Here is a 14,850-nt window from a genome sequence, read left to right as displayed (position 1 = left end):
ATTCGAAATTGAAGAATCATATCTTTCGAACTGAGGTGGAATGAATTGAATCTTTGTTAGAAATACTTATTACAGTATGAAGGCGGTCAGCCTTATTTTTTGTTACCAATTGACGAAAAATTTTATAGGATAAATAAGCTATTTCATTCGTAAAATCTAAAGCATTTATTTGAGACAAGGAACTCTTTTTATAGTATAATGATGGTTGTAGATTGAATATATCAAAATATATATCGAAGTATTTTTGTTTCTTGTAAGTTTATCATAGTGAGGAAGCAAAATGCTTCTTCTATTTTGAAATGGACAAAATAATAGAGAGGATATAGAATGAAAAAATTTTTTGGAGAGAAGCAGCATCGTTTTTCCTTACGAAAGTTGGCGATTGGTCTTGTGTCTGCTTCAATTTCGAGCTTATTTTTTGTGTCCATTGCTAGCAGTGGGACCGTATTTGCTCAAGAAAATGTATCTATTCACTACAAATATGTGACAGATACAGAGTTAAGTAAGCAAGAGAAGGACTTGATTGTAAAGGATTTTCCTAATATTGCTGAAGATAGTGAGAGTACCTATTATCTAGTCTACCGTATGGATGAGAAAGCCCAACTAGGTCAGTTGCCTCATACCGGTGAGCACAATAATCTGGTTACCGCCCTTACTGGTGGAGCCCTCGCTTCGATTGGACTCCTCATTTTTGCTGTTTCGAGAAAGAAAGGCAATAAGAAAGCATTGTTGAAGGTTGTTTTGATAACAGGCGTGGGGAGCGGTTTGGTCTCTTCGGTTCAGGCTATTGAAAATCAGCTTTTGCTACAATACAATCAAGAATATCAATTATCCCAAGGAGATAGTCTGCCTCTGCCAAGAGTCCTGTCAGGTTATACCTATCTAGGCTATATTAAGCAAGACAAGAAAATTAATCAGTTAGAAACTGTTGCTAGAGATCAGAAACTAGACGATACGGTTCACTCTCATTTCCAGTCCAATGAAGGTGGGCAAAATGTAAGAGATGAGCGGAAAAATCCGTCTCCAACAAGCCCTGCTGACAAGCCAATCCCTTCTCAAGATTCACCCAATCAAAAGCCGTCTGGTATTGCTAGTGTGGATCCTCATGACGAAGTCTTGGCTGGTCGCGTGAACAAACCAGAGCTCCTATACAAAGATCAAGAGATTGAAACCAAGCTAGACTTTGCTGAAGTGGTTCAGGAAAATCCCGAACTAGCAGAGGGAACCATTCGTGTCAAACAAGAAGGTCATGTTGGGAAGAAGGTTGAGGTTGTTCGTATTTTCACTGTTGAAAACCAAGAAATTACTCGTGAGATCCTCTCGACCAAGGTAGAAAAATCCTTGCCACGTATAGTAGAGAAAGGGACTAAGAAGGCAGTTGCTCCGAGTGAAGCACCTCAGTCTGCAAGAAAAGGAGAGCCTGAGACTCAGGCCTCATTACCAGAATATACAGGCACTCAGTCCAGTGCTATTGTCGAACCAGAGCAAGTAGCTCCAAAACCAGAGTACAAGGGAACTCAAGCTGGAGCCATCGTCGAACCGGAGACTCAGCCTTCCTTGCCAGAATATAAAGGTGAGCAATCGGGAGCTGTTGTAGCCCCTGAGACAAATGAAAAACCAGAATATACTGGCACCCAATCTGGAGCCATCGTCGAACCAGAACAGGTACCATCAAAACCATCTTATACAGGTACCCAATCCGGAGCGATTGTTGAACCCGAACAAGTAGCTCCACAACCAGAGTACAAGGGAACTCAAGCTGGTACCATCGTCGAACCAGAGACTCAGCCTTCCCTGCCAGAATATAAAGGTGAGCAATCTGATGCAATAGTTGCCCCTGAGAAAACTGATAAACCATCCTATACAGGCACTCAGTCTGGAGCAATAGTCGAACCCGAGAAAGTAGCTCCGCTACCTGAATATCAGGGAACTCAAGCTGGTGCTATCGTCGAACCAGAGACCCATGCTTCCTTACCAGAATATAAAGGTGAGCAATCTGGTGCAATAGTTGCCCCTGAGACAAATGAAAAACCAGAATATACAGGAATTCAATCTGGAGCCATCGTCGAACCAGAAACGGCTGATAAGCCATCCTATACAGGTACCCAGTCCGGAGCGGTTGTTGAACCAGAGCAAGTGGCTCCACAACCAGAGTACAAGGGAACTCAAGCTGGTGCCATCGTCGAACCGGAGACTCAGCCTTCCTTGCCAGAATATAAAGGCGAGCAATCGGGAGCTGTTGTAGCTCCTGAGACAAATGAAAAACCAGAATATACTGGCATTCAATCCGGAGCAATAGTCGCACCAGAACAGGTACCATCGAAACCATCTTATACAGGTACCCAATCCGGAGCGATTGTTGAACCCGAACAAATCGCCCCTCTTCCAGAATATACTGGCAATATTGAGCAAGAAAAACCGGAAACTCCATCTGAAAAACCACAAGAAAAAGATCCAGAAAAAACACTTGAATTAAGAAATGTTTCGGATCTGGAGTTGTATAGTCAGACCAATGGTACTTACAAACAACATGTTTCTTTAGACAGTGTTCCAAGTAATCTAGACACTTACTTTGTTAAGGTAAAATCGTCGTCATTCAAAGATGTCTATCTACCTGTCGCTTCAATAACTGCAGAAATAAAAAATGGACAATCCGTTTATAAAATCATAGCCAAAGCTGAGAAACTCCAGCAAGAGCTAGAAAATAAATATGTCGATAATTTCACCTTCTATCTCGCAAAAAAGGCCACAGAAGAAACAACAACCTTCACTTCCTTTAGCAACCTAGTTAAAGCTATCAACAAGAATCTCTCTGGAACCTATCATTTAGCGGCTAGCTTGAATGCCAACGAAGTGGAGTTGGGACCTGATGACAGATCTTACATCAAGGGCACCTTTACTGGTCAGTTGATTGGTGAAAAAGATGGCAAGCATTATGCTATTTACAACTTGAAAAAACCTCTTTTTGAAAGCTTGAGAGGGGCCACAGTAGAAAAGTTGAGCCTAAAAAATGTCTCTATTTCAGGTAAAGATGATATCGGTTCACTGGCCAATGAAGCTACGGATAACACAAAGATTAAGCAAGTTCATGTCGATGGTGTTCTGGCTGGGGAACGTGGTATCGGTGGTTTGTTGGCTAAGGCAGACCAATCAAGCATCACAGAGAGCAGTTTTAAGGGAAGAATTGTTAATACTTACGAAACGACTGCGGCATACAATATTGGTGGTTTGGTCGGTCATTTGACAGGAGGCAGAGCTTCACTGACTAAGTCAAAAGCGACAGTAGGCATTTCATCCAACACGAATAGTTCAGATCAGACTGTTGGTGGGCTAGCAGGTCTAGTAGACCAAGATGCGCATATACAGGATAGCTATGCTGAAGGTGATATCAACAATGTCAAGCACTTTGGTAGAGTTGCGGGTGTGGCTGGATATTTGTGGGATCGAAAGACGAATGAGGAACAGCATGCAGGAAGATTGACCAATGTACTAAGTGATGTCAATGTAACCAACGGGAATGCTATTACCGGTTACCACTATAATGAAATGAAGGTGGCTAATACATTCAGCAACAAAGCTAATAGAGTCTACAATGTCACCTTGGTCAGGGAAGAAGTCGTCAGCAAGGAATCATTTGTAGAAAGAGGAACAATGCTAGATGCTTCTGAAGTGACTAATAAAAAAGCAGAAATCAATCCTCTCACTCCTCCAACAGTGGAGCCTCTTTCAATAAGTGGTAGTAAAGAAAGTGATTTTTCTAAGGTGAAGCATTATCAAGCTCAGCGCGCCTTGGCTTATAAAAATATTGAAAAATTGCTACCTTTCTACAACAAGGCAACCGTCGTCAAATACGGAAACCTGGTCAATGAGAACAGTCTTTTATATAAAAAAGCACTCTTGTCTGCAGTCATGATGAAGGATGACCAAGTGATCACAGATATTGTTTCCAACAAACAGACTGCAAACAAACTCTTGCTCCATTACCAGGATCATTCCTCTGAAACATTCCAGCTCAAGTACCAGACTGATTTTGCTAAGTTAGCAGAATATAGTCTAGGAGATACGGGGCTTCTCTATACGCCAAACCAATTCTTGTATAATCAAGAAACGATTATCCAGCAAGTCTTACCAGAATTGAAGAAGGTAGATTATCACTCAGATGAGATCAGAAACACACTCGGTATCTCACCCAAAGTGAAGCAAACCGAGCTCTATCTAGAAGAGCAGTTTGCTAAAACGAAGGAGCATCTAGAAGACAGTCTGAGAAAACTTTTGTCAGCGGATGCTGGTCTAGTGGAAAACAATCAAGTAATGACAGGTTACATCGTAGATAAAATTAAGCGCAACAAGGAAGCCTTGCTTCTTGGTATGAGTTACTTAGAGCGTTGGTATAACTTTAGCTATGGTCAGGTTAATATTAAAGACTTGGTCTTGTATCACCTTAATTTCTTTGGCAAAGGAAATGCATCTCCGTTAGATACTTTGATTGAGTTAGGGAAATCAGGATTTAATAATTTGCTTGCTAAGAACAACGTTGATACTTATGGTATCAGTCTTGCCAGTCATCATGGAACGACAGATTTGTTTAGCACGCTAGAAAATTACCGAAAAGTCTTTTTACCAAACACTAGCAACAATGACTGGTTTAAAAAACAGACCAAAGCTTTCATCGTCGAAGAAAAATCCACTATTGCAGAGGTCAAAGCCAAGCAAGAGCAAGCAGGGACTAAGTACTCTATCGGTGTTTATGACCGAATTACTAGTAGTACTTGGAAATACCGCAATATGGTCTTGCCTCTCCTTACTTTGCCAGAAAGATCTGTATTTGTCATCTCAACCTTGTCTAGCCTAGGATTTGGAGCTTACGATCGCTACCGCAACAGCGACTATAAGGCTGGAGATGAACTCAATAAGTTTGTTGAAGATAATGCGCGTGAAACAGCCAAGCGTCAGCGAGATCACTATGATTATTGGTATCGTATTTTAGATAATCAGGGACGTGAAAAACTCTATCGTACGATTCTGCTTTATGATGCCTATAAATTTGGTGATGATCATACTGAAGGAAAGGCTTCAACAATCGCAGACTTTGAGAATTCAAATCCTGCAATGCAACATTTCTTTGGACCAGTTGGTAACAAGGTAGTTCATAATCATCACGGTGCATACGCAACAGGAGATGGTGTCTACTATATGTCTTACCGTATGTTGGATAAGGATGGCGCTATAACGTATACCCATGAAATGACCCATGATTCCGATCAGGATATCTATCTTGGTGGTTATGGTCGAAGAAGTGGTCTTGGTCCTGAGTTCTTTGCTAAAGGTTTATTACAAGCTCCAGATCATCCAAATGATGCGACCATTACCATTAACTCAATCTTGAAACATTCAAAATCAGATAGCTTAGAAGGATCCCGTCTACAAGTCTTAGATCCGACGGAACGATTCAAAGATGCATCCGATCTCCAGAAATACGCTCATAATATGTTTGACCTCATCTATCTGTTGGAATATCTTGAAGGGCAATCAATCGTTAAGAAACTGAATGTATCTCAGAAAATGGAAGCTCTTAGAAAAATTGAGAACAAGTATGTGAAAGATCCAGCAGACGGAAATGACGTTTACGCCACTAACGTAGTCAAAGAATTGACAGAAAATGAGGCTAAAAAATTGACCAGCTTTGATAGTTTGATTGACAATAATATTCTTTCGGCTCGTGAGTATCAAGCTGGCACATATGAGAGAAATGGCTATTTTACGATTAAACTCTTTGCACCAATCTTTTCAGCATTGAGCAGTGAGAAAGGAACTCCTGGAGATCTTATGGGGCGCCGGATAGCTTATGAACTCTTAGCTGCTAAAGGATTTAAAGATGGTATGGTCCCATATATTTCCAACCAATATGAAGAAATTGCTAAACAAAATGGTCAGACAATCAACCTCTACGGTAAAAAGCAAGGATTAGTGACAGATAAGCTTGTTTTAGAAAAGCTATTTGGTGGTCAGTATTCATCTTGGGCAGCCTTCAAAAAAGCTATGTATCAAGAGCGCGTTGCTCAGTTTGAACATTTGACTAAAGTTACTTTTAAAGATCCGACGCAATCATGGATGAGCAATGCCACCAAAACCATTCAAAGAGTAAAAGAATTGCAAGAACTCATGGATCAAGCTGTTTTACAGGATGCTATAGGTCCTCGTTGGAGTGACTATAACCCAGAAACTGACAGTGCAGTTCATAAACTTAAGAGAGCAGTCTTTAAAGCCTACCTAGACCAAACAAATGATTTTAGAACCTCTATTTTTGCAAATAAAAAGTAATGAATTATAGAAGTTCCTAATCAGGATGAGAGGACTTTACTTCCTGGCTGTCAGAACTTGTCGATTTTAACTAGCTTTTTTGTGAAAAATTGTGTAAAATAGAATAGATAAACGAGGGGAAACCTCGGAAAATTTAAAGGAGAATCCATCTAATGGTAAAATTGGTTTTTGCTCGCCACGGTGAGTCTGAATGGAACAAAGCTAACCTTTTCACTGGTTGGGCTGATGTTGATTTGTCTGAAAAAGGTACACAACAAGCGATTGACGCTGGTAAATTGATCAAAGAAGCTGGTATCGAATTTGACCAAGCTTACACTTCAGTATTGAAACGTGCTATCAAAACAACTAACTTGGCTCTTGAAGCTTCTGACCAATTGTGGGTTCCAGTTGAAAAATCATGGCGTTTGAACGAACGTCACTACGGTGGTTTGACTGGTAAAAACAAAGCTGAAGCTGCTGAACAATTTGGTGATGAGCAAGTTCACATCTGGCGTCGTTCATACGATGTATTGCCTCCAAACATGGACCGTGATGATGAGCACTCAGCTCACACAGACCGTCGTTACGCTTCACTTGACGACTCAGTTATTCCAGATGCTGAAAACTTGAAAGTGACTTTGGAACGTGCCCTTCCATTCTGGGAAGACAAAATCGCTCCAGCTCTTAAAGATGGTAAAAACGTATTCGTAGGAGCTCACGGTAACTCAATCCGTGCCCTTGTAAAACACATCAAAGGTTTGTCAGATGACGAAATCATGGACGTGGAAATCCCTAACTTCCCACCATTGGTATTCGAATTCGACGAAAAATTGAACGTAGTTTCTGAATACTACCTTGGAAAATAATGTGTAAAAAGAAAGCCTAGGAATACCTAGGCTTTTCTTTTTATTCTAGTATCCAACTCTTCGAAAAAGCGTTATAATGATATTAAGAAGTAGTTAAAGAAAGTGAGGTTGATGATGGCTTATATTGAGATGAAACACTGTTACAAGCGTTATCAGGTTGGGGATACGGAGATTGTGGCTAATCGCGATGTGAATTTTGAGATTGAAAAGGGTGAATTGGTTATCATTCTAGGTGCATCTGGTGCAGGCAAGTCAACGGTTCTTAATCTTCTTGGGGGAATGGATACCAATGACGAGGGGGAAATCTGGATTGATGGTGCCAATATTGCAGATTATAGTTCCCACCAGAGGACCAATTATCGTAGAAATGATGTCGGTTTTGTTTTTCAGTTTTATAATCTAGTTTCCAATCTGACAGCTAAGGAAAATGTGGAGTTGGCATCAGAAATTGTGACAGATGCCTTGAATCCTGAACAGGTCTTGACAGATGTAGGTCTGGCTCATCGTCTCAATAACTTTCCAGCCCAGCTTTCTGGAGGGGAGCAACAGCGAGTCTCCATTGCACGCGCAGTAGCCAAAAATCCTAAAATTCTCCTTTGTGACGAACCGACAGGCGCCTTGGATTATCAGACGGGCAAGCAGGTTTTGAAAATTCTCCAAGACATGTCTCGTCAAAAGGGAGCGACGGTAATCATCGTGACTCACAATAGCTCGCTAGCTCCTATCGCAGATCGGGTGATTCACATGCGTGATGCCACTGTTATGAGAGTAACAATCAATGAGCATCCACAGGCTATCGATACATTGGAGTATTAGCATGAAAAAAACATACCGAAAAGACTTGCTCCAGTCGGTGACTGCTTCCAAGGGACGCTTTTTATCTATCTTGACCTTGATGATGCTGGGGTCTTTAGCTCTAGTAGGTCTCAAAGTGACTAGCCCCAATATGGAACGTACGGCTGAGGATTATCTTCGTAAAGCAAATACCTTGGATCTGGCCGTGATAGCTGATTATGGCTTGGATAAAAAGGATCAAGACGAACTAAAGACCCTTCAAGGAGCAAGTGTTGAGTTTGGCTATATGGCAGACCTAACCGTTGAAAATAGTGAAGAAGCGGTTCGACTTTATTCTAAGCCAGAGGGAATTTCAACTTTTCAAGTGACAGAAGGGCGACTGCCAGAAGCTGATGAGGAAATTGCCTTGGCAGATTTCTGGAAAGACCGCTATCAGATTGGGCAGACTATCACCTTTAGCAAGAAAGAAGAAGGGAAGACCGTCATAAAATCCCAATCTTTCACCATTACTGGATTTGTCCATTCGAGTGAGATACTTTCTCAAGAAGACTTGGGAGGGGCTAGTAGTGGAAATGGAAGCTTGGCTGGCTATGGAGTGATTTTACCCAGTCAGTTTGACTCAGATGTTTATAGCATTGCGCGTGTGCGCTATGATGATTTAAAAAATTTGGATGCTTTTTCATCAGACTATAGAAGCAAACGAGATCAACACCAGGAAGACTTACAAAACTTGCTTTCCGATAATGGTCAAAAAAGATTGGCAAGTATCAAAGCAAATGGGCAAAAGAGCTTGGAAGATGGAAAAGAGCAACTCCAAACAGCTGAAGGTAACCTTCAAAAAGGCAAGAGTCAGTTAGAACAGGCTGAAGGTCGATTGAAAACTCAAGAAGAACAAGTGACCGCTTTGCCTGAGCCTCAAAAGAGTCAAGCCAAGGAGCAATTGACAAAAGCTAAGGAAGAATTGGCTACAGAAAAAGAAAAAATGGCTCAGACAGAGAGTAATCTAGCCAAGGAAAAAGAGAAGCTTGAACAACACCAGAAAGAGCTTGATGAACTGGCAGAGCCTACTTACCATGTATACAACCGCCAAACCATGCCAGGCGGTCAAGGCTATCTCATGTACAGTAACGCTTCAGCAAGTATTCGTTCTGTCGGTAATATCTTTCCCGTGGTGCTTTTTATGGTTGCTGCAATGGTAACCTTTACAACTATGACTCGCTTTGTGGATGAAGAGCGCACCAATGCTGGTATTTTCAAGGCTCTAGGTTATAAGAATAAAGATATTGTTGCCAAGTTTGTTCTCTATGGTTTTCTTGCAGGAACTGTAGGAACCGTTTTAGGAACGCTTTTAGGACATTATCTCCTTGCAGGCGTGATTTCGGATGTTATAACAGCTGGAATGGTCGTTGGGAAAAGTCAGGAGTATTTCTACTGGTCTTATAGCCTTCTTGCTCTGGCCTTAAGTTGGGTATCCAGTGTCTTGCCAGCTTATCTAGTAGCACGGAGGGAATTGCACGATGAAGCAGCCCAACTTTTGCTGCCCAAACCTCCCGTTAAAGGATCAAAGATTTTGCTGGAACGCCTGAGCTTTATTTGGAGTCGTTTGAGCTTCACTCATAAGGTTACGGCGCGAAATATTTTCCGCTATAAGCAACGGATGTTGATGACCATTTTTGGAGTTGCGGGTTCGGTTGCTCTCCTATTTGCAGGTCTTGGCATTCAGTCTTCTGTGGGAGGAGTTGTCGAGCGTCAATTTGAACAAATCCAGCAATACCAGATGATTGTAGCGGAAAAGAGCAGTGTAGCGGAGAAAGAAAAAGCGGACCTAGAAAGTGCCTTGCAAGCTGATTCTATCCATGCTTACCAAAAAATCTACTCTAAATCCATTGAAAAAGATTTCAAAGGAAAAGCAGGACTTCAGACTATCACCATAATGGTTACAAGCAGAGAAAATTTCAAACCCTTTATCGCATTAGAGGAAAATAGTCAAGAGGTGGAGATTACTGATGGAGCCGTCGTGAGTCAAAAACTAGCTCAACTAGCAGGTGTTACGGTTGGAGATAAGCTGGAGCTTGATGGAAAAGAAATCAGGGTCGCGGCGATTTCTGAAAATTATGTTGGACACTTTGTTTATCTCAACCGAGCGACCTACGAACAGGTCTACGGTACCAGTCCCCAAGACAACACCTACCTAGTAAAATTAAAAGAGCCAACACCATCCAATACGGAGAAAGAAGCTGCGGCCTTTATGAAAAAAACTGCTGTTTCTGGGGTGGTCCAAAATGCAACGGCTATCCATCTCTTTGAATCTGTAGCCAATTCTCTCAATAAAACCATGGCAATCCTTATCCTTGTTTCCGTCTTGCTAGCCATTGTCATTCTTTACAATCTCACCAATATCAATGTGGCAGAACGTATCCGTGAACTTTCGACCATCAAGGTTCTCGGTTTCCATAATAAAGAAGTGACCCTCTATATCTACCGCGAGACCATGGTGCTGTCCTTTGTTGGTATTGTTCTCGGTTTGGTAGCTGGCTACTATTTACATCAATTTTTGATTCAAATGATCTCACCTGCCACCATACTTTTTTATCCACGAGTCAGCTGGGAAGTCTATGCTCTTCCAATCATCGCAGTGACTGTAATCTTAGCCTTACTGGGTCTCTTTGTCAATCACCACTTGAGAAAGGTGGATATGCTTGAAGCCCTGAAATCAGTAGAGTAGATCAAGTTTTTAAAAAGTAAATCAGTTGACAAAGTCTCTGCTTCTTGGTAGAATAAGAACTGTCGTAAAGACAAATAACTTCTTCTTGGTTGCAGGCATGCCAACCTGTCACTCGGATGAAGCCAAATAAAAAGGAGAAACATCATGGCAATCTCAAAAGAGAAAAAAAATGAAATCATCGCACAATATGCACGTCACGAAGGTGATACAGGTTCAGTAGAGGTTCAAGTTGCTGTCCTTACTTGGGAAATCAACCACCTTAACGAACACATCAAACAACACAAAAAAGACCACGCTACTTACCGTGGATTGATGAAAAAAATCGGTCGCCGTCGTAACTTGCTTGCATACTTGCGTAAAAACGACGTTAACCGTTACCGTGAGTTGATCAACTCTCTTGGACTTCGTCGCTAATCTGCTTTATTTTCCACTTACATTGCGTTGTCACCTTACCTCGATATACTCAAGTATAATCTTCGGTTACGGTTCCTAGCACTGTAAGGTAAAATAAACCAGATCTTCTCCCTTAGGGGAGATTTTTTCGTTTCACTAAAAATTTTGTACAATCTTCGCCTAGTCTATAAACGTTTTATCCAGCAAGACTGGAGCTCTCTGATTTTCAGAGGGCTTTTTGTTTTTATCTGCTTGCTTAGACCGTGTTCAATTAACAAGATACAAAGGCCGTCAAAAGCACAAAGCAAAAATAGGAAAATTGACGAAGAAACTTCAGTTTCTAGGAGATTTTATCTTTTTTGCCAAGTGCTTAGGCTGTGTTCAATTGAGCATATCTTGATAATGAAGCTACTCTAAATTGGGTAGCTTTTTTGTATGGATTTTAGCCCGAGCTCAAATCAGCTCTCTGATCTCAGGGGGCTTTTTTATTGAGGTTTTATCGGTCACAATTTTGGAGACTACAAAAACTTGAAGCTAAAGCTCCCAGCATTGTACGATGTTTTATCGGTCATAATTTTGGAGACCACAAAAACTCCTGCCAATGTGACTTATTATACCTTTGAGTTTTATCAGTCATAATTTTGGAGACCACAAAAACCAGCGATTACGCGAACTTTGTCGCCTTTTTGTTTTATCGGTCATAATTTTAGAGACTACAAAAACAGCGTCTGCTTTTGGCGAAATTGCAAAGCAGTTTTATCGGTCACAATTTTGGAGACTACAAAAACCTCAAATGGTATCAGCTAATTACACCATAAAGGTGCGCAGCTACTCGGCTTGAAAAGCCGAGTAGCTGTCTGCAAGCTCCCTCGGAGAGCCCACACTTTACGAAGTAAAGTATAGTATGTTATACTTTACATGGAAGTAGTCACTGAATTTCAGTTAGAAATTACTTTGTAACTACATTTTGAGGAGGAGTAAAATGCTTTCCTACGTTCGACATTACCCACTAGCGATAGCTAAATTAATGTGTCTGTGTTCTCCTAAAATCTGCTGATTTATTACTGACTAATACAGGAGGTTTTTATGGGACAGACAATCATATCTGCTATTGGTGTTTATATTTCCACCAGTATCGATTATTTAATTATTTTAATTATTTTATTTGCACAGCTATCACAGAATAAACAAAAATGGCATATTTATGCGGGGCAATATCTAGGCACAGGCTTACTTGTAGGGGCGAGTTTAGTTGCTGCTTATGTCGTTAATTTCGTGCCTGAAGAATGGATGGTTGGATTGCTTGGTTTAATTCCTATCTATTTAGGGATTCGCTTTGCAATTGTTGGAGAAGGTGAGGAAGAAGAGGAAGAAGAGGAAGAAATTATTGAAAGGTTAGAACAAAGCAAGGCAAATCAACTGTTTTGGACAGTTACATTGCTGACAATTGCGTCTGGCGGAGATAATTTAGGTATCTATATACCTTATTTCGCTTTGTTAGATTGGTCACAGACCCTCGTGGCGTTGCTTGTGTTTGTAATCGGCATAATTATCTTATGCGAGATTAGTCGGGTGTTATCCTCTATTCCGTTAATATTCGATACAATTGAAAAATACGAGCGAATCATTGTGCCCTTAGTATTCATTCTACTTGGACTATACATCATGTATGAAAATGGCACGATAGAGACTTTTCTGACCGTGTAGATTTTTTTGTTTCACTAGGATTTTAGTCCGAGCTCAAATCAGCTCTCTGATTTCAGAGGGCTTTTTACATTGTCATCTTACCTTGCTATGCTCAAGCATTATCTTTGCTTATGCTTCCTGGCACTGTATGGAAAAATCAACCATAATTTTTCTGATTTTAATTGTATTTTTTCCATAGCTTGTTACACAGTTGAAAATATGGTATACTTTTCATGAGAATTTTCTAAATTTTTAAGATTCTATCAAAGGAGGTTTGCATGCTTTCCAAATTTTCTGGAAGCCGACAAGACCAGCAATTTGTGTTACTTTTAGGTATTTTGCTAGGTATTCTAGGGATTTCTCTCTTTCTAGCAGTTTCAATGGGATCCGTTGCGATTGATCTAGGAGATACCTATCGGATTATTTTGAGCAGGTTGGGATTTCCTCTTGAGATAGGAGAGGTTTCCAAGTCCACTCTTGCCATTGTATGGAACATGAGATTCCCTCGAGTATTGTTAGGTCTGATAGTAGGAGCAGGCCTTTCTATGTGTGGTAGTGTGATGCAGTCTACAGTGAACAATCCCATAGCAGAGCCTTATGTCTTAGGAATATCTGCGGGTGCAACTCTAGGTGCAACCTTGAGCATCATTCTTGGTTTGAAAGTGATGATTAGCCTTGGAGCTTTTTTAGGAGCTATTTTGGCAACAGTCGCTGTCCTCATCATTGCCTCTATGCAAGGAAGGATGACGACTTCCAGTTTGATCTTATCAGGAACGGTGGTCAACGCTCTCTTTCTGGCTTTTTCCAACTTTATTATCTCAGTTGGCGCTAATGCGGATAGTGTGATGACCATTAAGTTTTGGACCATGGGCTCGCTCGCTGGGACTTCCTGGGCAGACTTGGTCCTGCCAACTATAGTAGTAGGAATAGCCTTTCTATTTTTCTCTACTCAGTATCGTGTTTTCAATGCGATGATGATGGGAGATGAGGCTGCTTTAACTTTGGGGATTCCCTTACGCTTTTATTGGTATCTTTATGTGACCATGGTGGCTGTGCTAACAGCAGTATTAGTGGCAACCTGTGGGATTATTGGATTTGTCGGTCTGATTACTCCACATTTAGCTCGAGGGTTAGTAGGAACGAATTACAAGAGGCTTTTTCCTGTTGCAACCTTGCTAGGTGCCCTCTTTGTCATCTGGGCAGATGTACTCTCTCGTATCATCATTCCAAACGCAGAGCTTCCTATTGGTATTTTCACAGCCTTAGTAGGTGCTCCCTTCTTTATCTACATTGTTGGAGGTAGGCGAAAGGAGGTGAGTGGCTGACATGGACTTGATTTGTCAGGATATCCATTTTGGACTAGGAGAGAAAAAAATCCTCAAGGGAGTTTCTCTTAAAGTTGAGGGGCATCAATTTCACACGATACTAGGACCAAATGGAAGTGGAAAAACCAGTCTACTTAAACTCCTCTATCGTCAGGAAAAGGCGGATAAAGGCTTGATAAGCCTAGATGGAAAGCCTCTGGAACAATGGACGCTCAAAGAAACAGCCAAGCAAATGGCAGTTGTGACCCAGTTTAACCAGCTGCAGTTTGATTGTACAGTTGAGGAAATCGTCTTGCTGGGAAGAACTCCCCACCTCTCTTTTTTACAGAAGGAAAGGGAAAGAGATTTTACACTCGTTCAAGATGCCCTCGTTAAGGTGGATATGCTGGAGAAGAAAACTCGTCTCTATTCGTCTCTGTCAGGGGGGGAGAAACAACGAGTCTTATTAGCCCGCGCCTTGGCGCAAGAACCGACTCTCTTGCTCCTGGACGAACCAACCAATCACCTGGATATCAGGTATCAGCTAGACTTGTTGGCCATTGTGAAAAATCTCAAGGTCAATGTTCTAGCTGTCCTGCATGATATTCAACTTGCTTGTCGCTATTCGGATTATCTCTATCTGATGAAAGAGGGAGAAATCCTTTACCAAGGGACTCCAAAGGAGACCATCACCCCTGAGTCATTGCAAACTGTATACGGAGTTCAAAGTCAGGTGACTTGGACCGAGGATCAGCAAGCCATGATTCACTATTTATAAGAA

At 41.2% G+C, this 14,850-nt stretch carries 8 protein-coding genes; all 8 read left to right on the top strand.

Features of this window, described 5'->3' with window-relative positions; genetic code table 11:
* Window positions 1-327: 327 nt before the first annotated feature.
* Window positions 328-6,321, top strand: coding sequence for a ZmpA/ZmpB/ZmpC family metallo-endopeptidase (locus N8O80_RS05575; protein WP_261027158.1), 5,994 nt, complete (start codon window positions 328-330; stop codon window positions 6,319-6,321).
* Window positions 6,322-6,473: 152 nt separating this feature from the next.
* Window positions 6,474-7,166, top strand: coding sequence for a phosphoglycerate mutase (locus N8O80_RS05570; RefSeq protein ID WP_000240129.1), 693 nt, complete (start codon window positions 6,474-6,476; stop codon window positions 7,164-7,166).
* 114 nt (window positions 7,167-7,280) lie between these two features.
* Window positions 7,281-7,982: an ABC transporter ATP-binding protein gene (locus tag N8O80_RS05565; protein WP_261027157.1), complete on the top strand. Its 702-nt coding sequence runs from the start codon at window positions 7,281-7,283 to the stop codon at window positions 7,980-7,982.
* Complete coding sequence (locus N8O80_RS05560) at window positions 7,978-10,686, top strand: FtsX-like permease family protein (RefSeq protein ID WP_261027267.1); 2,709 nt, start codon at window positions 7,978-7,980, stop codon at window positions 10,684-10,686. Before N8O80_RS05565 ends, N8O80_RS05560 begins: the two co-directional genes overlap by 5 nt.
* Before the next feature lie 144 nt (window positions 10,687-10,830).
* A complete protein-coding gene (rpsO, locus tag N8O80_RS05555; RefSeq protein ID WP_001018251.1) occupies window positions 10,831-11,100 on the top strand; it encodes a 30S ribosomal protein S15 in 270 nt (89 codons plus the stop codon).
* A gap of 1,065 nt (window positions 11,101-12,165) precedes the next feature.
* Window positions 12,166-12,786 (top strand): CadD family cadmium resistance transporter, encoded by a 621-nt coding sequence (locus N8O80_RS05550; protein WP_261027155.1) that lies wholly within the window; start codon window positions 12,166-12,168, stop codon window positions 12,784-12,786.
* 257 nt (window positions 12,787-13,043) lie between these two features.
* The gene (locus N8O80_RS05545) at window positions 13,044-14,090 is read left to right on the top strand and encodes a FecCD family ABC transporter permease (RefSeq protein WP_261027154.1); all 1,047 of its coding nucleotides are present in this window, start codon (window positions 13,044-13,046) and stop codon (window positions 14,088-14,090) included.
* A gap of 1 nt (window position 14,091) precedes the next feature.
* Window positions 14,092-14,847, top strand: a complete 756-nt coding sequence (locus N8O80_RS05540; protein ID WP_261027153.1) for an ABC transporter ATP-binding protein — start codon at window positions 14,092-14,094, stop codon at window positions 14,845-14,847.
* Window positions 14,848-14,850: the final 3 nt, after the last annotated feature.

The organism is Streptococcus mitis, from assembly GCF_946190155.1.
In the GTDB taxonomy this organism is placed as follows: domain Bacteria; phylum Bacillota; class Bacilli; order Lactobacillales; family Streptococcaceae; genus Streptococcus; species Streptococcus mitis_CL.
Note: the sequence above shows the minus strand (reverse complement) of the source record. Positions and strands in the feature narration are given on the sequence as shown.

What these genes read in the sequence shown, in the direction of transcription:
- N8O80_RS05575 (WP_261027158.1), top strand. Translation starts at nt 328, where the DNA reads ATGAAAAAATTTTTTGGAGAGAAGCAGCATCGTTTTTCCTTACGAAAG.
- N8O80_RS05570 (WP_000240129.1), top strand. Translation starts at nt 6,474, where the DNA reads ATGGTAAAATTGGTTTTTGCTCGCCACGGTGAGTCTGAATGGAACAAA.
- N8O80_RS05565 (WP_261027157.1), top strand. Translation starts at nt 7,281, where the DNA reads ATGGCTTATATTGAGATGAAACACTGTTACAAGCGTTATCAGGTTGGG.
- rpsO (WP_001018251.1), top strand. Translation starts at nt 10,831, where the DNA reads ATGGCAATCTCAAAAGAGAAAAAAAATGAAATCATCGCACAATATGCA.
- N8O80_RS05550 (WP_261027155.1), top strand. Translation starts at nt 12,166, where the DNA reads ATGGGACAGACAATCATATCTGCTATTGGTGTTTATATTTCCACCAGT.
- N8O80_RS05545 (WP_261027154.1), top strand. Translation starts at nt 13,044, where the DNA reads ATGCTTTCCAAATTTTCTGGAAGCCGACAAGACCAGCAATTTGTGTTA.
- N8O80_RS05540 (WP_261027153.1), top strand. Translation starts at nt 14,092, where the DNA reads ATGGACTTGATTTGTCAGGATATCCATTTTGGACTAGGAGAGAAAAAA.